Genomic DNA, 20823 nt, shown 5'->3' on the forward strand with positions numbered 1-20823 from the left:
TTTACAACGTAATCCGCTTTGCGGTTAATTGAAATGGAAAAAGTATGAAGAACTGGAAAACGCTGCTACTCGGTGTCGCTATGGTTGCGAATACCAGCTTCGCGGCCCCACAGGTTGTCGATAAAGTCGCGGCTGTGGTTAACAACGGCGTCGTGCTTGAAAGTGACGTTGACGGTTTGATGAAATCTGTAAAGCTCAACTCGGGCGAAGCAGGTCAACAGCTTCCGGATGACGCTACGCTGCGCCACCAGATCCTGGAGCGTCTGATCATGGATCAGATTGTTCTTCAGATGGGCCAGAAAATGGGCGTGACGATCTCTGACGAGCAGCTCGATCAGGCGATCGCCAACATTGCAAAGCAGAACAACATTACCCCGGATCAGATGCGTAGCCGCCTGGCCTACGACGGCATCAGCTATGCCACCTACCGTAATCAGATCCGTAAAGAGATGCTGATTTCAGAAGTGCGTAACAATGAAGTCCGTCGCCGCGTCACCATCCTGCCTCAGGAAGTGGATGCCCTGGCAAAACAGGTGGGGAATCAGAATGATGCCAGCACTGAGCTTAACCTGAGCCACATCCTGATCCCACTGCCGGAAAACCCAACTTCCGATCAGGCGGCTGAGGCGGAAAGCCAGGCGCGCGCTATCGTTGAGCAGGCGCGTAATGGCGATGACTTCGGCAAGCTGGCGATCACCTATTCCGCTGACCAGCAGGCGCTGAAAGGCGGCCAGATGGGCTGGGGCCGTATTCAGGAGCTGCCATCCCTGTTTGCCCAGGCGCTGAGCACGGCGAAGAAAGGCGACATCGTCGGTCCAATCCGTTCCGGTGTGGGCTTCCACATTCTGAAAGTGAATGACCTGCGCGGCCAGAGCCAGAACATTTCGGTTACCGAAGTACATGCGCGTCATATCCTGCTTAAGCCGTCTCCGATCATGACTGACGATCAGGCTCGTGCGAAGCTGGAACAGATCGCCGCAGACATCAAGAGCGGTAAAACCACCTTCGATAAAGCGGCAAAAGAGTTCTCTCAGGATCCTGGCTCTGCAAACCAGGGCGGTGACCTGGGTTGGGCGGCAGCGGATATTTACGATCCGGCTTTCCGCGATGCGTTAATGAAGCTGAATAAAGGCCAGATGAGCGCGCCGGTGCACTCCTCCTTCGGCTGGCATCTGATCCAGCTGATGGACACGCGCAACGTGGATAAAACCGACGCGGCGCAGAAAGACCGTGCGTATCGCATGCTGTTTAACCGTAAGTTCTCTGAAGAAGCCGCAACCTGGATGCAGGAACAACGCGCCAGCGCTTACGTAAAAGTGTTGAGCAACTGATGAAACCGCATCGTGTTGTGATCACCCCCGGCGAACCCGCCGGGATTGGGCCTGACCTTGTGGTTCAGCTCGCCCAGCGCAGCTGGCCGGTAGAGTTGGTTGTCTGCGCAGATGCAACACTGTTACAAGACCGGGCAGCTTTGCTCGGTCTGCCTTTAACGCTCCTCCCTTACGTTGAAGGCCAACAGCCCGCACCGCAGCAGGCGGGGACTCTCACCCTGCTTTCTGTTCCGCTCCGTGCGCCTGTTGTCCCCGGTGAGTTACACACCGAAAACGGCCACTACGTTGTCGAGACGCTGGCGCGCGCCTGTGACGGTTGCCTTCAGGGCGAATTTGCCGCCCTGATCACCGGTCCGGTGCATAAAGGCGTGATCAATGACGCGGGCATTCCGTTTACCGGGCATACCGAATTTTTCGAAGAGCGTGCGCACAGCCCGAAAGTGGTGATGATGCTGGCAACCGAAGCAATGCGCGTTGCGCTGGTAACAACGCACCTGCCGATCAAAGCCATTCCGGATGCCATTACGCCTGAACTCCTGCGTGAGATCATTGGCATTTTGCATCACGATCTGCAAACCAAATTCGGCATTCCGCAGCCGCATGTGCTGGTTTGCGGCCTGAATCCGCACGCGGGTGAGGGCGGACATATGGGCACCGAAGAGATCGACACCATCATTCCGGTGCTTGAGGAGATGCGGGCGAAGGGGATGAACCTCAGCGGGCCTCTGCCTGCCGACACCCTTTTCCAGCCCAAATACCTGGATAATGCCGACGCCGTACTCGCGATGTACCACGATCAGGGTCTGCCCGTGCTAAAATACCAGGGCTTTGGCCGCGGGGTGAATATCACCCTCGGTTTACCCTTTATTCGAACGTCCGTTGACCACGGTACTGCGCTGGATCTGGCAGGCCAGGGAAAAGCGGATGTCGGCAGTTTTATTACGGCGCTTAATCTCGCCATCAAAATGATTGTTAATACTCAATGACTAATCGAGTCCATCAGGGCCACTTAGCCCGTAAACGCTTCGGGCAAAACTTCCTCAACGATCAGTTTGTGATCGACAGTATCGTTTCTGCCATTAATCCGCAGAAAGGTCAGGCCATGGTCGAAATCGGCCCGGGTCTTGCCGCGCTGACCGAGCCGGTAGGCGAACGCCTCGACGAACTGACCGTTATCGAACTCGACCGCGATCTGGCCGCGCGTCTGCAAACGCACCCGTTCCTCGGGCCGAAGCTGACGATTTATCAGCAGGATGCGATGACCATGAACTTTGGCGAACTGTCAGAAAAAATGGGACAGCCGCTGCGCGTGTTCGGTAACCTGCCGTACAACATCTCCACCCCGCTGATGTTCCATCTGTTTAGCTATACTGATGCCATTGCCGACATGCACTTCATGTTGCAAAAAGAGGTCGTTAACCGTCTGGTTGCAGGGCCGAACAGTAAAGCGTATGGTCGTTTAAGCGTGATGGCGCAATATTACTGCAACGTGATCCCGGTATTAGAAGTACCGCCTTCCGCATTCACGCCACCGCCAAAGGTAGATTCTGCGGTTGTGCGCCTGGTGCCACATAAAACGATGCCGTACCCGGTCAAAGACCTGCGCGTGCTGAGCCGTATCACGACAGAAGCCTTTAACCAGCGCCGTAAAACGATTCGTAACAGCCTTGGCAATCTGTTTACCGTTGACGTATTAGCTGAGTTGGGCATCGACCCGGCAATGCGTGCGGAAAATATTTCCGTAGAGCAGTACTGCAAGCTGGCTAATTACATCAGCGACAATGCGCCGCCGAAGGAGAGCTAAGCCATGATTGATTCGCCCCGCGTCTGTGTTCAGGTTCAAAGCGTCTACATTGAGTCCCAATCCACACCGGATGAAGAACGTTTTGTCTTTGCTTATACCGTAACCATTCGCAATCTGGGGCGGATGCCTGTGCAACTGCTCGGGCGCTACTGGCTTATCACCAACGGCAATGGCCGTGAAATTGAAGTCCAGGGCGAAGGCGTGGTCGGTGAACAACCCCATATCGCCCCTGGCGAAGAGTATCAGTACACCAGCGGCGCGGTCATTGAAACGCCGCTGGGTACCATGCAGGGCCATTATGAAATGGTCGATGCCGACGGCAATGCTTTCCGCATTGCTATTCCCGTATTCCGTCTCGCCGTACCTACACTTATTCATTAATCTAATGTCTACATATCTGATTGGCGACGTTCACGGTTGCTACGATGAACTGATCGCATTATTAAAACAGGTCGACTTCACCCCCGGGCAGGACACGCTCTGGCTGACGGGCGACTTAGTGGCGCGCGGTCCCGGTTCCCTGGACGTCCTCCGCTATGTCAAATCGCTGGGTGACAGCGTGCGCATGGTGCTGGGCAACCACGATCTGCATCTGCTGGCCGTATACGCCGGGATCAGCCGTAATAAGCCGAAAGATCGCATTACCCCCCTGCTGGAAGCACCGGATGCCGATGAGTTGCTCAACTGGCTGCGTCGCCAGCCGCTGCTACAGATTGACGAAGAGAAAAAACTGGTGATGGCGCATGCCGGCATCACGCCTCAGTGGGATCTTGAGACGGCAAAAACCTGCGCGCGCGACGCCGAAGCGGTGCTGGCGAGCGACTCCTACCCGTTCTTCCTTGATGCGATGTACGGCGACATGCCAAATAACTGGAGTGATGACCTCAGCGGCCTGGCACGACTGCGTTTTATCACCAATGCTTTTACGCGGATGCGCTACTGCTTCCCGAACGGGCAACTGGATATGTATTGCAAAGATACGCCTGAAAATGCCCCTGCGCCGCTTAAGCCATGGTTTGCGATTCCGGGCCCCGTGACAAACGAATACAGTGTGGTATTTGGCCACTGGGCATCGCTGGAAGGAAAAGGCACCCCGGAAAATATCTATGCGCTGGATACCGGATGCTGCTGGGGCGGGGATTTAACCTGCTTACGCTGGGAAGATAAAACTTACTTTGTGCAGCCATCCAACCGACAGCTGGACTTAGGCGAGGGTGAGGCAGTCGCCTCCTGAAGATGTTTATCCTCTCCCTTCGGGGAGAGGATAAAACCGTTAACGACGTTCCAGAATTTCGAAGCAGTAGCTGTGTGAGTTCTGCGCATCCGCATCGTGAAACTCACTGAATACGGACTCCCACTCGTCCGGATCGTAATCCGGGAAATGGGTATCCCCTTCCACTTCCGCATCAATGTGCGTCAGATACAGTTTCTGCGCTTTTGGCAGGAACTGCTCATACACACGCCCCCCGCCGATCACCATGATCTCTTCGGCATCGCCGCAGGCGGCAATGGCTTCATCTACGGACTTAACCCACTGAACGCGATCGTCAGTGCCCGGCTGGCTACTGATCACAATATTCTTACGACCCGGCAGTGGACGACCAATCGACTCCCAGGTCAGGCGGCCCATCACTACCGGCTTGTTTAACGTAGTACGTTTAAACCATGCGAGATCGGCAGGCAGGTTCCACGGCATGGCGTTTTCCATGCCGATAACGCGGTCTACCGCCAGCGCTGCAATCAGACTGATCATTGAAAATTTCCCGAATGCAAAAAATTGCCGCCACTATACGGAAAGCTTAATCTTTCGTCGACTGGCGGCAGGGTAAAGAATTAGAAATTTTTTAATATTGCTGGCAACTCCACTTCACGCAGAGGGTTTACTCTCCGGTTCATCCGCAGGATCACCAGTATGCTTGCCCTCTTCCGTTCCTTGCCAGCCGTGGCGCTGAACCAGCGACAGATGATTACGATCCTCGTTGATGATCTCCGTCAGCATGGTGCTGGTGCGTTTAAACACCGCAGCGCGTTCGGTTGCCGTACTGCTCGCCATCGCCACCATCTCTTCCACCATCTCATGATTAAAACGGCGGAACAGATCGGCACGCTCACGTGCCTCATACGCGCCAAGCCCCAGGCTTTCCAGCGCCATGCGGCCAGATTTGAGCGCCCCTTCGAAGGTTTCACGTTCAGGGGCTGCCACACCCGCCTGACGCAGCTGGATGTAGTGATCCACATCGCGCGCACGGGAGATAATGGTCAGATGCGGAAAATGCTCTTTAACCAGCTCAACCATCTGCATACTGGTCTCTGGATCGTCAATGGCATTAATCAACACCTCGGCTTTCGCCGCCCCGGCGGATTCCAGCAGATCAACTCGGGTCGCATCACCGTAAAACACTTTCATATCGAATTTACGCAGCGTATCGACATGGTCAGGATCGTGATCGAGGATAACCATTTTGACTCCGCTGGAGAGCAGTAAACGGCCAGTAATCTGCCCGAAGCGGCCAAATCCGGCGATGATCACCCGCGGCTGCTCCTCGTCGATCTCATCGGCTTCTCGCTCCTGTTCGCTTCCCGTTTTCTCCAGACGCGTCAGCAGCACCAGCAGGATCGGCGTTGCGGCCATCGACAGCGCAACCGCCAGCGTCAGCGCTTTTGCCCATTCCGGATCGAGTACATTTGCCATCTGCGCTGCGCCAAAGACAACGAAAGCAAACTCACTCCCCTGCCCCAGCAGCACGGCAAACCAGCGGCGTTGCGGTTTTGGCACATTTAACGGGCGGGCAATCAGCCACAGCATCGCCATTTTAATGACCAGGAAACCCACCAGCAGAATGATGATGCGCAGCGGATGGGTTACCAGCGTCCCGAAGTCGATAGACATCCCGACGCCGATGAAAAACAGCCCCAGCAGCAATCCTTTAAACGGCTCGATATCGCTTTCCAGCGCGTGACGGTATTCGGAGCTTGCCAGTAAGACCCCCGCGAGGAAGGCGCCCATTGCCATCGACAGCCCGGCCTCTTCCAGCAGCAATCCAAAACCAAACACCAGGAATAACGCAACGGCGCTGAATACTTCGCGCAGGCCAGAGCGAGCAACAAAGCGCAGCAGCGGACGCGTTACGTAGCGACCAAGCAGAACAACCAGCGCCAGCGCACCGGCAACCTTCAGCGCTGATAAGGCAAATGCCCCCAGCGTCGTTGATGCGCCGCTGGTTGCCAGCAGCGGGATCATCGCCACCAGCGGGATGGCGGCAATATCCTGGAACAACAGTACGGAGAAGGTGCTGCGCCCCATTTGCGACACCGTCAGATTACGCTCGTTCATTGCCTGCATGGCAATCGCCGTCGAGGAGAGCGCCAGCGTCATGCCGATCAGCTCTGCGACTTTCCACTCCATCCCCAGCAGAATGCAGAACCCGCCCAACAGCAGACCGCAGGCCAGCATTTGCAGGGCGCCTCCGCCAAACACCGAGGCGCGCAGTTTCCACAGCCGCTGCGGATCCAGCTCCAGACCAATCACAAACAGCATCAGCACCACGCCGATCTCCGCAAAATGCAGGATCGACTCGGCATCCGTCACCAGCCGAAAGCCCCAGGGGCCAATCACACACCCGGCAATCAGATAGCCGAGCACCGAGCCCAGCCCCAGACGAACCGCCACGGGCACAATTAATGCCGCCGCGCCGAGGTAAATCAGCGCCTGTATCAGCGTATGGCTATCCATTGTGCGTCTCCTGCCACTCAAGTAAACGTTGTTTGTAGTGACGAGCCTGCGCCTGCAAGGTTTCATCGTCGCAGACAAAGGTACAGTGCATCGCAAAAGGCGGAAGCCAGTTCAGACCGCAGTAAAGGGCAGTAGCCTGGAGCGGCTGCGCCAGCACGTCAAATCCGGGGAAGGCGCCAATCTCAAAGTGGCTTTCCCCCCCGCCGGTGGTAACAGCCCACATCAGGCTTTTGCCCTGAAGCGCGTTGCCGTTGTGCCCATATGCCCAACCGTGGGAGAAAACTTTGTCGATCCACAATTTCAGCAGCGGAGGCGTGCTGTACCACTGCATCGGATGCTGCCAGACGATCAGATCGGCACGGGAGAGCGCCTCCTGTTCGGCGGCGACATCGATATTGAAATCAGGATAGAGTTGATAGAGGGAACGTATCTCTACGTTTTCAAGCGTCCTTGCCTGCTCAAGCATCCGCTTATTCGCATGCGAGTGCTGCGGATAGGGGTGCGCATAAATTATCAGAATCATGTATATGCCCGTCTTTTACTTTTCTTGTAGCAATGAGTGTAGACAGTTACCACCCCGACTTAAAGAGGCCATCTTACGCTTCAAAGTAAAACGCAAGTATTGGCAATCATCACCACCTTAACAGCGATTACGGCGCTAAAGAAAGAAAACGACGCGTACGACAAATTCATGCCGCAAAATAATAGTAATAACTCATATTGCCAACAGATATTTTTAGAGGACCTTAAGTCATTCTTTAATAAAACAGTCTGTACATAACCCATTGAAAAAATAATAATTTTACGCTCTTTGTTTTGAGCTCATTATTTAGGCGGTCGATATACGTTTCACACACGTGTCGAATATTCCTTCTCACTCAAATGGATGTGTACATGAGCAACAAACCCTCCCAATTAAATAATACAACCAAAACTCTGGGAAAGATATTTCCTGCCTTGTTGATATGCACCCCTGCGGTTGCGTTTTCTGCAACGATTGACCAATCAACTTCTGTTCCTCAAGATTTCTCAGCCGATGCTGAATATGTTATTAATAAAGACGTGACGATATCTTCCGCAGATAGTGAAGCGGCGGTATCTGTCACTGGGTTTACTATCAATAATATCACTAACGAAGGGAATATTTCCGGTAGGGAAACTGGCCTGGATATAAATACTGCCGCGCAACGTGTTGTGGTGAATAACGAGGAAGGTGCCGCCATCACATCGAAATCGGCTACAGCTATTAGTATTGAATCAATGCAAGGTGAAATTAGCAACCGTGGGAATATAACCGCTTTTGAGGATGGTATATTCGTTAGTGAAAACTCATCGGCTGTAAGTATTTCAAATAGCACAACCGGAGTTATTAAAGGTAAAACTGGCCTGAACGCACTTGCAGGCGTTGCCATTAATAATGCGGGTACGATCACTGGCACAGCGAATGATGGAATCGCTCTGAGCGAGGGTAACACTAAGGTCATAAATACTGGTAACGTGCAGGGTGCGCAATACGGTTTTAATGTAACGAATAATGCAAAAGTAGATATCACGAATAGCGGAACGATTAGTGGTGATACAGCCGCTGTTATGTTTGCCAGCAATAAAAATAACACCCTGGTGCTTGATACGGGTTCCACTCTTATCGGTGACGTTATTTCCACCAATTCCACGGGAAACACTCTCACCCTGATCGGCACCGGTACGGAAGACAGTAACTTTGTGGGTCTGAACGAAGGCGACGGTTTTGCCAGTATAAAAATGATGGGCGAAAATTGGGCGCTGTCGGGCGATCTCGATATTATTGGCTCTGGCGATTCCTTGCTGATAGACACGGGCGCGTTAACCCTGTCAGGCGCGGTATCGAATACCGGTAATACTCGGGTGGCCAAAGATGCTTCGTTGCAACTGGGCGATGGCGAAAAAACCGCGACCCTCAGCGGTGGGCTCACCAACAACGGTACCGTCATTTTTAACCAGGGAAGCGATTTCACTTTCGCCACCGACATGACCGGTAGCGGTAACGTCGAAAAAGTTGATTCCAACACCCTGACCCTGACGGGCAAAAATAGCTATACAGGGGATACGGTTCTGCACGGCGGCACCACGCTGGTCTCCACCGACGCAACGCTCGGCGTCAAGGGCAGTAACGCCACCGTTACCGTTGAAAATGGCGCGACCTTTGCCACCGCAGGCGAAGTGAACAACAACATCGCGGTTCTTAGCGGCGGTACGCTGGCGGCATGGAATGCAGTCCAGGGTAACTCCACGCTCAGTGCTTCCGGCGTCGATACCATCAACGGCAACGTGACTAATGGCGGCACGCTGTTACTCAGTGCGGCTAATAATAGCGTTGGCAATAATTTTACGATTAATGGCGACTACACCGGCTCTGACGGTAGCCAGATCGTAATGAACAGCACCCTGGGTGAAGATAATTCACCAACTGATCACCTCACTATTACGGGTAGCAGCTTCGGTCAGTCTGGCATCAGCATCACCAACATTGGCGGCGCAGGCGCGCAAACCATTAACGGTATGGAAATTGTCAGCATCGGCGGCAGTTCCGAAGCCCAACTGACGCTGGCAAAACCGGTCGTCGCAGGCGCCTGGGAATATAACCTCTACCAGCACAGTGACGGCAACTGGTATCTGGAATCAAAGGCGACGCCTTCTGATGAGCCTTCCGACGACACCGATGACGGTGGCAATACTGATGATGGCGATAACACCGACAACGGCGGCAACACCGACAACGGCGGCAACACCGATAACGGCGGCAACACCGACAACGGCGGCAACACCGATAACGGCGATAACACCGACAATGGCGGCAATACAGACAACGGCGGCAACACCGATAACGGCGGTAGCACCGACAACGGCGGCAACACTGACAACGGCGGTAATAATACGCCGGAAGTCATGGCACCTGAAGTGGGTGCTTACTTAGGTAACTACCTTGCCGCACAGAGCATGTTCCTGCATAAGCGTGACGATCGCGACCAGATCACCTTCCGCAATGAAGACGACCTGAACACCTGGATGTACGTTAAGGGTCGCTATCACGAGAACGATGCGGGTGGCGATAAAGTCAGCTACGACACCACCACCACCGTACTGCAAGTCGGCAGCGATTTCATGAGCAAGCCAATGGATAACGGTATCCTGCGTGCTGGCGGGATGTTCGGTGCAGGCCAGGCGAAGACCCACTCTGATGCGAAGCACAACGTACTTGACGCACAGGGTAAGGTTGATGGCTTCAATGTTGGGCTGTACGCCACCTGGCAGGAAGATCAGAAATTACGTCTGGGCAGCTACGTTGATACCTGGGCCGCTTACAGCTGGTACAACAACAACGTCACCAGCAATCGCAACGATGAAGACTACGATAGTGAAGGTTTCGCCGCGTCTGTTGAAGTCGGCCACGCGTGGATAATCCAGTCTGAAAATGAACGCACCTGGAAGATCGAGCCGCAGGCGCAGGTGATCTACAGCTATCTCGATCAGGAAAATCATACCGATCGCGACGGCGTACGCGTCACTACCCTGGACAATGACAGCGTCTTTGGTCGTCTCGGCGTTAAAGCTAGCTACTTCCAGCAGAAGGACGTCAAGGCCTGGCAGCCGTACGTTGCGGTTAACTGGTTGAAAGGTGCTGGTCAAAACGATCTGGCATTCAACGACGAGACCGTCAGCAACGATACGCCGGAAGATCGTGGTCAGTTAGAGTTGGGCTTAACCGGCAACCTGAACGAAACCACGACGATCTCCCTGCGTGCCAGCGGCGAGTGGGGTGAAAACAGCTATGCCGCCTACGGCGGTCATATTTTGTTAAACCATCGCTGGTAATCGAGCATCCTGAAGCAAAAAAGCAGTGGCATGTGCCACTGCTTTTTTTTAGTTATCCAGCTCGCCCATTGATTTAACCTGGTCACGGTTAATCTGTTCAGTTTGACCGGTTTCGGCGTTTTTGTACGATACCAGACCGGTATCGTCATCCACCTGCGGTTTCCCGTCAGTAACAATCGTTTTGCCATCGGTGGTTTTTACGGCCTGATTGGACGAACAGCCCGCCACGGTGAACATTGCGGTGGCAGCCAGAACGGAAGCGATCAGTAGTTTATTTTGCATGGTGTATTCCCCTGCTCTCAGTTGAATTTTCGTTATCGACCTAACTATTTTAGGCTAACTGACTGAAAGCGGATGAAAAACCAGAAGGTTCTTAAGATGGGAAAATTGCCCGGTAACCGGATGGCACCGGGCAATGTGTGTTACTTGCTAATCTGAGCGTGCATTTCCTGTACCGAAATCACCTTCTCGGTGGCATCCGCATTCAGCGCCATGGCCGTCGCGAAACCGCCGTTCAGGGTGGTGTCGTAATGCACTTTGTACTGGAGCGCGCTGCGGCGAATCAGTTTGGAGTCTTCAATCGCCTGGCGACCTGCGGTGGTGTTAATGATGTAGGTGTACTCGCCATTCTTAATGCGGTCCTGAATGTGCGGACGACCTTCATGCACTTTGTTCACCAGACGCGGGTTGATACCCGCTTCACCCAACACAATCGCCGTACCGTGAGTGGCGTCCAGCTCGAAGCCCTGTTTCAGCAGCTTGGCGGCCAGGTCAACCACGCGCTCTTTATCGCCTTCGCGAACGGAGAGCAGCGCACGGCCAGATTTTCTCATGGTGGAGCTACTGCCCAGCTGCGCTTTCGCAAACGCTTCTGCGAAGGTACGGCCAACGCCCATCACTTCCCCGGTAGAGCGCATCTCTGGCCCTAACAGCGGGTCAACGCCCGGGAATTTGTTGAACGGCAGTACCACCTCTTTCACCGAGTAGTAAGGCGGGATAATTTCTTTCGTGACGCCCTGCTGAGCCAGCGTCTGGCCAGCCATCACGCGCGCCGCCACTTTCGCCAGCGGAATACCGGTCGCTTTGGAGACGAACGGTACGGTACGCGCCGCACGCGGGTTGACTTCAATCAGATAGACTTCGTTGTCTTTTACCGCGAACTGAACGTTCATCAGGCCGCGAACCTGAAGCTCGAAGGCCAGCTTCTGCACCTGCTGGCGCATTACGTCCTGAATCTCCTGGCTCAGGGTGTACGCTGGCAGAGAACAGGCGGAGTCACCGGAGTGCACGCCCGCCTGCTCGATGTGCTCCATGATGCCGCCAATCAGCACCCTTTCGCCGTCGCAGATGGCATCCACGTCGACTTCAACCGCGTCGTCGAGGAAGCGGTCGAGCAGCACTGGCGCATCGTTGGAAACGCTCACCGCCGTCTGGAAGTAGCGACGCAGGTCCGCTTCGTCGTAGACGATTTCCATCGCGCGGCCGCCCAGTACGTAGGATGGACGCACCACCAGCGGGTAGCCGATCTCTTTCGCTTTCTCAACGGCCATTTCAATTGCGGTCACGGTGGCGTTCGCCGGCTGTTTCAGTTTGAGACGGTCAACCGCCTGCTGGAAACGCTCGCGGTCTTCCGCACGGTCAATCGCATCCGGGCTGGTGCCGATAACCGGCACACCTGCTGCTTCCAGCGCGCGCGCCAGCTTCAGCGGAGTCTGGCCGCCATACTGCACGATCACGCCTTTTGGCTTCTCGATGCGCACGATTTCCAGCACGTCTTCCAGGGTGACCGGCTCGAAGTAGAGGCGGTCGGAAGTGTCGTAGTCGGTCGAGACGGTTTCCGGGTTACAGTTGACCATAATGGTCTCGTAACCGTCTTCGCGCAGCGCCAGTGAGGCGTGTACGCAGCAGTAGTCAAACTCGATGCCCTGGCCGATACGGTTTGGACCGCCGCCCAGCACCATAATCTTGTCGCGGTCGACGGACGGGTTCGCTTCGCACTCCTCTTCATAGGTGGAGTACATGTATGCGGTATCGGTCGAGAATTCAGCCGCACAGGTGTCCACGCGCTTGTAGACCGGGTGCAGGTCGTACTGGTCGCGCAGCTTGCGGATTTCCGCTTCACGCACGCCCGCCAGCTTAGCCAGACGCGCATCGGCGAAGCCTTTACGCTTCAACATGCGCAGGAAGTCTGCGTCCAGGCCGTTGATGCCCAGCTCCGCCACTTTCTCTTCCAGACGCACCAGCTCTTCTATCTGCACCAGGAACCAGCGGTCAATGTTAGTCAGGTTAAATACGCCGTCGACGGACAGGCCCGCGCGGAAGGCATCGGCGATGTACCAGATACGCTCTGCGCCCGCGTCTTTCAGCTCGCGGCGGATTTTGGTCAGTGCTTCCGGGTCGTCCAGGCTGACTTTCGGGTCAAAGCCGGTCGCGCCCACTTCCAGGCCGCGCAGCGCTTTTTGCAGGGATTCCTGCTGCGTGCGGCCAATCGCCATGACTTCACCAACGGATTTCATCTGGGTAGTCAGACGGTCGTTGGCACCGACGAATTTCTCGAAGTTAAAGCGTGGAATTTTGGTCACAACGTAGTCGATGGACGGTTCGAAGGACGCTGGCGTGCGGCCGCCGGTGATATCGTTCATCAGCTCGTCAAGGGTGTAACCCACCGCCAGTTTCGCCGCCACTTTCGCAATCGGGAAGCCGGTGGCTTTGGAGGCCAGTGCGGAGGAACGGGACACGCGCGGGTTCATTTCGATAACAATCAGACGGCCGGTTTTCGGGTTCACCGAGAACTGCACGTTAGAGCCGCCGGTTTCCACGCCGATTTCACGCAGTACCGCCATCGAGGCGTTACGCATGATTTGGTACTCTTTGTCGGTCAGCGTCTGAGCTGGCGCAACGGTGATGGAGTCGCCGGTGTGGATCCCCATCGCGTCGAAGTTTTCGATGGAGCAGACGATGATGCAGTTGTCGTTTTTATCACGCACCACTTCCATCTCGTACTCTTTCCAGCCAATCAGCGATTCATCAATCAGCAACTCTTTGGTTGGGGAGAGATCCAGGCCGCGCTCGCAAATTTCTTCAAACTCTTCGCGGTTGTAGGCAATGCCGCCGCCGGTGCCACCCATGGTGAAGGAAGGGCGGATGATGCACGGATAACCCACTTCAGCCGCAACGGCCAGCGCTTCTTCCATATTGTGCGCGATACCGGAACGTGCGGTATCAAGGCCAATTTTCTTCATGGCCACGTCGAAGCGGCGACGGTCTTCTGCTTTATCAATCGCGTCGGCGGTCGCACCGATCATGGTCACGCCGAACTCTTCCAGCACGCCCTGACGCTCCAGCTCCAGCGCACAGTTCAGCGCCGTCTGGCCGCCCATGGTCGGCAGCACCGCGTCCGGACGCTCTTTCTCGATAATTTTGCGTACCACTTCCCAGTGAATCGGCTCGATGTAGGTCGCATCCGCCATTTCCGGGTCGGTCATGATGGTGGCCGGGTTAGAGTTTACCAGGATGACACGGTAACCCTCTTCACGCAGGGCTTTACACGCCTGCGCGCCGGAGTAGTCGAATTCGCAGGCCTGGCCGATGACAATCGGGCCAGCGCCAAGGATCAGGATGCTTTTTATGTCTGTACGTTTTGGCATGGTCTTCTCAGCTCCTGATTATTTAGCGGTCTTACGGTATTGCTCGATAAGTTCGATGAAGTGATCGAACAGCGGCGCGGCATCGTGTGGGCCCGGGCTGGCTTCAGGGTGGCCCTGGAAGCTGAACGCAGGCTTATCGGTGCGATGGATACCCTGCAAGGTACCATCGAACAGTGACTTATGCGTCACGCGCAGGTTAGCTGGCATCGTCGCTTCATCCACAGCGAAGCCGTGGTTCTGCGCGGTGATCATCACCGTGTTGTTGTCGATATCTTTCACCGGGTGGTTACCACCGTGGTGGCCAAACTTCATCTTGACGGTGTTCGCTCCGCTCGCCAGCGCCAGCAGCTGATGGCCGAGACAGATGCCGAATACCGGGATGTCGGTTTCAAGGAAGGACTTGATGGCGTCGATAGCGTAGTCGCACGGCGCCGGGTCGCCAGGACCGTTAGAGAGGAAGATGCCGTCCGGGTTCATCTTCAGAACATCTTCAGCAGAGGTTTTCGCCGGAACCACCGTCAGGCGGCAGCCACGGTCAACCAGCATACGCAGGATGTTGCGCTTGGCGCCAAAATCGTAGGCCACCACGTGGAACGGCAGCTCGCTTTCCGGTTTCGCTTCCGGCAGGTCGCCTTCCAGCGTCCAGCTTCCCTGCGTCCAGCTGTAGGCTTCAGCGGTGGTCACTTCTTTCGCCAGGTCCATACCGTTCAGTCCCGGGAAGGCTTTCGCTTTTTCCAGCGCCAGCGTCGCATCGAGGTTATCCCCTGCGATGATACAACCGTTTTGTGCACCCTTCTCGCGCAGCAGACGCGTCAGCTTACGGGTATCGATATCGGCAATCGCCACAATGTTGTGGCGCTTCAGGTAAGAAGAGAGGTCTTCGGTGTTGCGGAAGTTGCTGGCAATCAGCGGCAGGTCGCGAATGACCAGGCCTTGCGCATGTACCTGAGAGGATTCTTCGTCAGCCGCATTGGTGCCGACATTGCCGATATGAGGATAAGTAAGAGTAACGATTTGGCGAGAATAGGAAGGATCAGTGAGGATTTCTTGATAACCGGTCATTGAAGTATTGAAAACGACTTCCCCAACCGCCGAACCCGTTGCCCCTATGGCCCGACCGATAAACTGGGTTCCGTCTTCCAGAACCAATAGCGCTGACTTAATCAAAACACCCTCCAGAGAATATTCACTCACTTTATTTGCATATTAATTCATAACCATGTCATGGATCAATGCAAATGTGTTGCCAGCGGATTTTTGGCAAACGGCGGCATTCTGGGGATTTGCCATGTAAAAGTCAACTTAAAACGGGAGTTTTGTATATTCTTTTGCAAGCCTGGCGGTCTGAAATCAGATTAAGCGGCAAAAAGATCAACTAAATCACTGTGGAAACCGCTTGCGCATGCAGTTTAATAGAAAGAAACGTCTTGCAGGAATAAAAAGTGGACCAAATGGTCAAAATTTACAGTTCAACAACAGAAATTATCGAGAAAACACTTACTTTAAATCAGTTAGACACAATAAACACCCCAAACAGACAAAATAAAAGGGCAATAAAATATTGCCCTATGCAATCAATTAATTACGACTGCAATAACCACATCACGAAGGGTAATAATGCTTACAAATTGTTGAGTTCGAGGACATCTCGCATATCAAAAAGACCATTACGCTTACCTTTCAGCCACAATGCCGAACGTACCGCCCCGTTTGCAAATGTCATGCGGCTGGATGCTTTATGAGTGATTTCGATCCTTTCGCCAATATCGGCGAACATAGCGGTATGTTCACCGACGATATCACCCGCGCGAACGGTGGCAAACCCAATGGTGCCAGGCACGCGCTCGCCAGTGTGGCCTTCGCGAGAATAGACCGCGATGTCTTTCAAATCTTTATCCATTGCACACGCAATCGCTTCGCCCATTGCCAGCGCCGTGCCTGACGGAGCATCGACTTTGTGGCGATGGTGCGCTTCGACGATTTCAATGTCGGTGTATTCGCCCATCACCTTCGCCGCCTTCTCCAGCAGTTTCAGCATGACGTTTACCCCCACGCTAAAGTTTGCCGCAAAGACAATCGCAATCTCAGTGGACGCATCCTGAATGGCTTGCTTACCGACCTCGTCAAAACCGGTGGTGCCAATCACCATCCCTTTACCGTGCTGACGGCAAAACGCCAGGTGAGCCAACGTGCCTTCAGGGCGGGTAAAATCGATAAACACGTCAAAGTCTTCTTTCACCGCCTCAAGGCTGCTCTGCACGGTAACGCCCGTCTGACCTGCGCCTGCCAGCTCGCCTGCATCGGCTCCCAAAAGCGATGAACCTTCACGCTCCAGCGCCGCGCCAAGCGCCACGCCATCCATCTGTAGTGCCGCCTGAATCAGCTGACGGCCCATACGTCCGCCCGCGCCCGCAATGGCGACGCGGATCTGTGCATCATGCATAGTTATTCTCTTACGTTAAAATGATGTAAATCGTTTTCAGATTAACCAGCCTTTGCACAGGCTGCCACAGAAAACGCCGATAATTAGAATTTAATGATAAACAGGGTGAGATATCAGTGAAAGACATGATCGTCAGCGAAAACCACATGATTCCCGCACCACCAGCGCAGGCGGCAGAATGATTCGTTTGGCGGGTTCGTCGTTGCCCTGTATGCGGCTGTAAAGTAACTCCCCTGCCTTACGACCAATCTCTTTCGCCGCCACCGATACGGTGGTCAATGCGGGCTGCACCAGAGCCGCTTCGGTAATATCATCGAAACCGACCAGCGCAAAATCACATCCCGGCTCACGGCCCATCTTGCGTAAGCTTTGCATCACCCCCAGCGCCACAACATCCTGATAGCAAATTGCCGCACTGATGTGTGGATGCTCGAGAAGTAACGCCTCTGCCACGCGCGCGCCGTCGCTTTGGCTGGCGTGAGAGGTTCTGATCCAGGCAGGATTCGGCGTCACGCCGTACTCCAGCAGCTTGCTGGTAAAGCCCCCGATACGCTGCGCCCGAGAGCCCGAATTCTGGCTCCCTCCAATGAACGCAATGTGCCGATGGCCCATTCTGAGCAGATGCTCCGTCGCCATCTGCGTGCCTAAGAAGTTATCCGTTCCGACAAAATCAAAATCCGGATCGTTCAGCGGTCGCACAACCATGATAGCCGGAATATTGCGCCGCTTCAGACCCTCAAAAAAGGCCTGGGGCGTTTCCCGAGCCGCACACAGCACCATACCGCCGACGTTATTACGCATCAGTGAATCAACAAATTTTTGCTGTCGCTCTGCCGATTCCTCGCTATTCGCCAGAAAAAGCATCAGCTCGTGGCGCTCCATTTCATGACTTAGCCCTGCCGTCATCTCGCTATAAAAAGGGTTGGTGATATCGTGCAAGAGCAGCCCGACCTGGTTACTGCTGCGGTTACGTAAATTGGCTGCCGTCTGGTTATAGACATAGCCGGATTCATCCAGCGCCTTAAGCACACGTTCGCGCGTGCTTTGCGAAATGCGGCCTTTGTTGCAGAGCACCATTGAGACCGTCGCCGTTGACACGCCGGCGCGTTTCGCAACATCGGCCAGTGTAATTCCTGTCATGTTGTCTCCTTCATCATCACTACAGGTTAATCGAATAACCTGTTTTTTGCATTTTTCCCTGTGAGACTCTTCACATTACCGCTGTTGTTCTGGATTCGATTCGCATTTATGGCGGGTTAATCGCGTTAACCACTCTTCTCAAATACGGTTAATCGAATAACCTTAAATAACGATTACGGAGGATACAATGACAACCTACGACAAATTCCCCACGGTGGCGATACAGGGTTTTGATGACAGCGCCTGGCAAGGCTGGGAAGCAATAACCCGCGTTCTTGAGTTAAAAACCCAACAGCGCAGCCGCACGGTGCTGGTGATTGACTGCTATCCGGGCGTGCGCATGACCGAGCTTGAAGAGAACGTGCTGCCGCGTCTACGCCCGACGCTGGCGATCAATGCTGAACAGGCGCGACGGGATGAGTGTGCCATTCATGAGATGCTGGCACGCAACCTCACAGACGATCGCGTCTTTGGCGTTCTCTCCTGCCACCAGCTTGGAGAGTTTTTCGATCCCGCGCGTCTGGAGGCGTTGCAGGTTCAGGTGAACCAGTGTTCCGGGGGGCTGATTGTGATCTACGGACCCGGTGCGACGCTTGTCCATCCGGGTGATGTGCTGGTGTATGCCGATCTGCCGCGCTGGGAGATCCAGCAGCGTATGCGGCGGGGTGAGACTGGGAACTGGGGCGCAGATAATCAGCAGGAAGATATGCTTCGTCGCTACAAGCGCGCCTTTTTTGTCGAATGGCGCGTCTTCGATCGCCACAAAACACCGCTGCTCAGGCGCACCGATTTTTTACTGGATACAACCCAGACGAACCAGCCCGCGATGGTCAGCGGCGAGGCCCTGCGAGCCGGGCTGAAGCAAACTACCACCCAGCCTTTCCGCGTGGCGCCCTTTTTCGATCCTGGCGTCTGGGGCGGCCAGTGGATGAAACAGCAATTCGATCTCGATCCCTCTGCACCCAATTACGCGTGGTGTTTTGACTGCGTGCCCGAGGAGAACAGCCTGTTACTGCGTTTTGGCGCAGTGCGGATCGAGATCCCCTCTCAGGATCTGGTTTTGCTTGAGCCCCGTGCTCTGCTGGGCGAGAAAGTTCACGCACGTTTCGGCGCGGAATTCCCGATCCGTTTTGACTTCCTCGACACCATGGGTGGCCAGAATCTGAGCTTCCAGGTCCACCCCATTACCGAGTACATCCAGCAGCAGTTTGGGATGCACTATACCCAGGATGAGAGTTATTACATTCTGGAAGCGGAGCCGGGTGCCGTCGTCTATCTGGGGACCAAAACCGGCACAGACCCTGAGGCCATGATGGACGATCTCAGGCGCGCGGGTAGCGGTGAAAAACCGTTTGATGACGACCGCTTCGTTAATCAGATCCCGGCAAAAAAGCACGACCATTTCCTGATCCCGGCTGGGACGGTGCACTGCTCCGGCGCGGGAACCATGGTGCTGGAGATCAGCGCTACGCCGTATATTTTCACCTTCAAACTGTGGGACTGGGGCCGCCTGGGCCTGGACGGGCTGCCGCGCCCGGTACACCTGGAGCACGGTGAAAAGGTGATCGACTGGCAGCGCGACACGCGGTGGGTACATCAGCATCTGGTGAATCAGTTCGAACCTGTCGCGGAAGGAAACGGCTGGCGTGAAGAGCGTACTGGCCTGCACGAGCGTGAATTTATCGAAACCCGCCGCCACTGGTTTAGCGAACCCGTTTTGCACCACACCGGCGGCGGCGTGAACGTGCTGAATCTGGTAGAGGGCGAAGAAGCAATTGTCGACAGCCCAACCGGTGCATTTGAGCCGTTTACCGTCCATTACGCCGAAACCTTCATCATTCCGGCAAGCGTAGGTGACTATCGCATTTCACCTTCAGCCCGTGCTTCCGGACACCCCCTCGCGACTATCAAAGCCTGGGTAAGGAGCTAACGATGATTCATTTTATTGTCGCCACTCATGGGCCGTTAGCCGCCGCGCTGCTGGAGAGCGGCCGGATGGTATACGGCGAGCTCCCCAGCGTACATGCCGTTTGTCTGACCGAACAGGCGGGAATAGAGGGCTTCCGGCAGGATTTCATCGCCACGCTGGAAGCGGCAAGCGTCAACGCTGACGGCGTGCTGGTGCTGTGCGACATGCAAAGCGGCACGCCGTGGAACGTGGCCTGTGAGGCCGCGTTTAACCCATATACGCAGCCGCCGGTCGCCGTGGTGGCTGGAGTCAACTTCCCGATGCTGCTGCAAACCGATGAGGTGATGATGGCTCGCGATGTTCATCAGGCTGCCGGGCAGCTTATCGAACTTACTCTGCCGACGCTGGTACAGGCGAAACCGGCAGATACTGCACAGACAGACGATTTTTAAGGAGCCGCATATGAGTATTTCTTTTGTACGCATTGACGATCGCGTGATCCACGGGCAGCTCATTACACGCTGGGCCAGGGAGCTGCCCTGCGACGGCATCGTTGCCATTGACGATGCCGTTGCGGCCGATCCGCTGTTATCGTCGGTCATGAAAGGAGCCGTATCAGATACTAAAGTGTGGCTGTTCGATACGGCAACCGCGATCGAAAAACTGCCAAAAGTGATTGCCAGCGAAAAGCGCTATTTCGTGATTGGCAAATCTCCACTCACGCTACAGCGCATTGAGCAGGCGGGCATTAGCCTGAAAAACAGCAACGGAAAAATTAACGTGGGCCCGATGAGCGCCCGGGCTAACACGATCACCATCGGCCCGAATCAATCGGTAACCCAGGATGAAGCGGCAGCGTTCGAGTGGCTGACCGGGCAGGGACACGCGATTGAATTCCGCCTGGTTCCCGATGCCAGTTTTTATACCTGGCAGGATGCCAGACAAAAGCTGAAATAAGGAGCAG

17 protein-coding genes are annotated in these 20823 nt (G+C 54.9%); 9 read left to right on the forward strand and 8 right to left on the reverse strand.

Annotation, left to right across the window (positions count from 1 at the left end; translation table 11 throughout):
* Window positions 1-44: 44 nt before the first annotated feature.
* From surA to apaH, 5 genes are read left to right on the forward strand one after another with little or no spacing between them, the layout of a single operon-like run.
* Window positions 45-1331, forward strand: a complete 1287-nt coding sequence (gene surA, locus ACOTY5_RS13950) for a peptidylprolyl isomerase SurA (RefSeq protein ID WP_017383803.1) — start codon at window positions 45-47, stop codon at window positions 1329-1331.
* A complete protein-coding gene (gene pdxA, locus ACOTY5_RS13955) occupies window positions 1331-2317 on the forward strand; it encodes a 4-hydroxythreonine-4-phosphate dehydrogenase PdxA (protein ID WP_045141623.1) in 987 nt (328 codons plus the stop codon). Before surA ends, pdxA begins: the two co-directional genes overlap by 1 nt.
* Window positions 2314-3135, forward strand: coding sequence for a 16S rRNA (adenine(1518)-N(6)/adenine(1519)-N(6))-dimethyltransferase RsmA (gene rsmA, locus ACOTY5_RS13960; RefSeq protein WP_003856423.1), 822 nt, complete (start codon window positions 2314-2316; stop codon window positions 3133-3135). The genes pdxA and rsmA overlap by 4 nt, the downstream gene beginning before the upstream one ends.
* Before the next feature lie 3 nt (window positions 3136-3138).
* Window positions 3139-3516: a Co2+/Mg2+ efflux protein ApaG gene (gene apaG / locus ACOTY5_RS13965; protein ID WP_003856425.1), complete on the forward strand. Its 378-nt coding sequence runs from the start codon at window positions 3139-3141 to the stop codon at window positions 3514-3516.
* 4 nt (window positions 3517-3520) lie between these two features.
* Window positions 3521-4369 carry a bis(5'-nucleosyl)-tetraphosphatase (symmetrical) ApaH gene (gene apaH / locus ACOTY5_RS13970; RefSeq protein ID WP_015572649.1) on the forward strand — a complete coding sequence of 283 codons (849 nt, stop codon included), beginning with the start codon at window positions 3521-3523 and terminating at the stop codon, window positions 4367-4369.
* Window positions 4370-4408: 39 nt separating this feature from the next.
* Here apaH and folA read toward each other — a convergent pair whose 3' ends face one another.
* The 3 genes from folA to kefF all read right to left on the reverse strand — a co-directional run bounded on the left by folA (window position 4409) and on the right by kefF (window position 7391).
* Window positions 4409-4888 carry a type 3 dihydrofolate reductase gene (folA, locus tag ACOTY5_RS13975; protein WP_003856431.1) on the reverse strand — a complete coding sequence of 160 codons (480 nt, stop codon included), beginning with the start codon at window positions 4886-4888 and terminating at the stop codon, window positions 4409-4411.
* Window positions 4889-5002: 114 nt separating this feature from the next.
* On the reverse strand, window positions 5003-6868 hold the full coding sequence (gene kefC / locus ACOTY5_RS13980) for a glutathione-regulated potassium-efflux system protein KefC (protein WP_015572648.1): 1866 nt from the start codon (window positions 6866-6868) through the stop codon (window positions 5003-5005).
* The gene (gene kefF / locus ACOTY5_RS13985) at window positions 6861-7391 is read right to left on the reverse strand and encodes a glutathione-regulated potassium-efflux system oxidoreductase KefF (protein WP_017383806.1); all 531 of its coding nucleotides are present in this window, start codon (window positions 7389-7391) and stop codon (window positions 6861-6863) included. The genes kefC and kefF overlap by 8 nt, the downstream gene beginning before the upstream one ends.
* A gap of 371 nt (window positions 7392-7762) precedes the next feature.
* Between kefF and ACOTY5_RS13990 the strand changes: the two genes are divergently transcribed.
* A complete protein-coding gene (locus ACOTY5_RS13990; RefSeq protein WP_421631940.1) occupies window positions 7763-10720 on the forward strand; it encodes an autotransporter outer membrane beta-barrel domain-containing protein in 2958 nt (985 codons plus the stop codon).
* Between the two features lie 48 nt (window positions 10721-10768).
* On the opposite strand, the gene ACOTY5_RS13995 is transcribed toward ACOTY5_RS13990, so the two are convergent.
* From ACOTY5_RS13995 to ACOTY5_RS14015, 5 genes are all read right to left on the reverse strand, one after another.
* Window positions 10769-11002, reverse strand: a complete 234-nt coding sequence (locus ACOTY5_RS13995) for a YgdI/YgdR family lipoprotein (protein WP_003856439.1) — start codon at window positions 11000-11002, stop codon at window positions 10769-10771.
* 140 nt (window positions 11003-11142) lie between these two features.
* Window positions 11143-14367, reverse strand: coding sequence for a carbamoyl-phosphate synthase large subunit (carB, locus tag ACOTY5_RS14000; RefSeq protein WP_023295906.1), 3225 nt, complete (start codon window positions 14365-14367; stop codon window positions 11143-11145).
* An 18-nt stretch (window positions 14368-14385) separates the two neighbouring features.
* Window positions 14386-15534 carry a glutamine-hydrolyzing carbamoyl-phosphate synthase small subunit gene (gene carA / locus ACOTY5_RS14005; protein ID WP_023295905.1) on the reverse strand — a complete coding sequence of 383 codons (1149 nt, stop codon included), beginning with the start codon at window positions 15532-15534 and terminating at the stop codon, window positions 14386-14388.
* Window positions 15535-15988: 454 nt separating this feature from the next.
* Window positions 15989-16810: a 4-hydroxy-tetrahydrodipicolinate reductase gene (gene dapB, locus ACOTY5_RS14010; protein ID WP_015572643.1), complete on the reverse strand. Its 822-nt coding sequence runs from the start codon at window positions 16808-16810 to the stop codon at window positions 15989-15991.
* A 132-nt stretch (window positions 16811-16942) separates the two neighbouring features.
* Complete coding sequence (locus ACOTY5_RS14015; protein ID WP_017694536.1) at window positions 16943-17950, reverse strand: LacI family DNA-binding transcriptional regulator; 1008 nt, start codon at window positions 17948-17950, stop codon at window positions 16943-16945.
* A 187-nt stretch (window positions 17951-18137) separates the two neighbouring features.
* Here ACOTY5_RS14015 and ACOTY5_RS14020 point away from each other — a divergent pair, with 187 nt between their 5' ends.
* Genes ACOTY5_RS14020 through ACOTY5_RS14030 form a run of 3 tightly spaced genes read left to right on the forward strand, consistent with a single transcriptional unit; the run spans window position 18138 to window position 20816 of the window.
* Entirely contained in the window at window positions 18138-19880 is a 1743-nt protein-coding gene (locus ACOTY5_RS14020) for a class I mannose-6-phosphate isomerase (RefSeq protein WP_045141625.1), read from the forward strand.
* Window positions 19881-19882: 2 nt separating this feature from the next.
* The gene (locus tag ACOTY5_RS14025; protein ID WP_045141626.1) at window positions 19883-20311 is read left to right on the forward strand and encodes a PTS sugar transporter subunit IIA; all 429 of its coding nucleotides are present in this window, start codon (window positions 19883-19885) and stop codon (window positions 20309-20311) included.
* Between the two features lie 10 nt (window positions 20312-20321).
* Window positions 20322-20816: a PTS system mannose/fructose/N-acetylgalactosamine-transporter subunit IIB gene (locus ACOTY5_RS14030; RefSeq protein ID WP_015572639.1), complete on the forward strand. Its 495-nt coding sequence runs from the start codon at window positions 20322-20324 to the stop codon at window positions 20814-20816.
* The last annotated feature ends 7 nt before the right edge of the window (window positions 20817-20823 follow it).

The sequence above is a fragment of the Enterobacter cloacae complex sp. SHL018 genome, from assembly GCF_049237905.1.
GTDB lineage: Bacteria > Pseudomonadota > Gammaproteobacteria > Enterobacterales > Enterobacteriaceae > Enterobacter > Enterobacter hormaechei_C.

What these genes read in the sequence shown, in the direction of transcription:
- apaG (WP_003856425.1), top strand. Translation starts at nt 3,139, where the DNA reads ATGATTGATTCGCCCCGCGTCTGTGTTCAGGTTCAAAGCGTCTACATT.
- folA (WP_003856431.1), bottom strand. Translation starts at nt 4,888, where the DNA reads ATGATCAGTCTGATTGCAGCGCTGGCGGTAGACCGCGTTATCGGCATG.
- surA (WP_017383803.1), top strand. Translation starts at nt 45, where the DNA reads ATGAAGAACTGGAAAACGCTGCTACTCGGTGTCGCTATGGTTGCGAAT.
- ACOTY5_RS13990 (WP_421631940.1), top strand. Translation starts at nt 7,763, where the DNA reads ATGAGCAACAAACCCTCCCAATTAAATAATACAACCAAAACTCTGGGA.
- ACOTY5_RS14030 (WP_015572639.1), top strand. Translation starts at nt 20,322, where the DNA reads ATGAGTATTTCTTTTGTACGCATTGACGATCGCGTGATCCACGGGCAG.
- apaH (WP_015572649.1), top strand. Translation starts at nt 3,521, where the DNA reads ATGTCTACATATCTGATTGGCGACGTTCACGGTTGCTACGATGAACTG.
- kefF (WP_017383806.1), bottom strand. Translation starts at nt 7,391, where the DNA reads ATGATTCTGATAATTTATGCGCACCCCTATCCGCAGCACTCGCATGCG.
- ACOTY5_RS14015 (WP_017694536.1), bottom strand. Translation starts at nt 17,950, where the DNA reads ATGACAGGAATTACACTGGCCGATGTTGCGAAACGCGCCGGCGTGTCA.
- pdxA (WP_045141623.1), top strand. Translation starts at nt 1,331, where the DNA reads ATGAAACCGCATCGTGTTGTGATCACCCCCGGCGAACCCGCCGGGATT.
- ACOTY5_RS14020 (WP_045141625.1), top strand. Translation starts at nt 18,138, where the DNA reads ATGACAACCTACGACAAATTCCCCACGGTGGCGATACAGGGTTTTGAT.
- carB (WP_023295906.1), bottom strand. Translation starts at nt 14,367, where the DNA reads ATGCCAAAACGTACAGACATAAAAAGCATCCTGATCCTTGGCGCTGGC.
- ACOTY5_RS13995 (WP_003856439.1), bottom strand. Translation starts at nt 11,002, where the DNA reads ATGCAAAATAAACTACTGATCGCTTCCGTTCTGGCTGCCACCGCAATG.
- dapB (WP_015572643.1), bottom strand. Translation starts at nt 16,810, where the DNA reads ATGCATGATGCACAGATCCGCGTCGCCATTGCGGGCGCGGGCGGACGT.
- kefC (WP_015572648.1), bottom strand. Translation starts at nt 6,868, where the DNA reads ATGGATAGCCATACGCTGATACAGGCGCTGATTTACCTCGGCGCGGCG.
- ACOTY5_RS14025 (WP_045141626.1), top strand. Translation starts at nt 19,883, where the DNA reads ATGATTCATTTTATTGTCGCCACTCATGGGCCGTTAGCCGCCGCGCTG.
- rsmA (WP_003856423.1), top strand. Translation starts at nt 2,314, where the DNA reads ATGACTAATCGAGTCCATCAGGGCCACTTAGCCCGTAAACGCTTCGGG.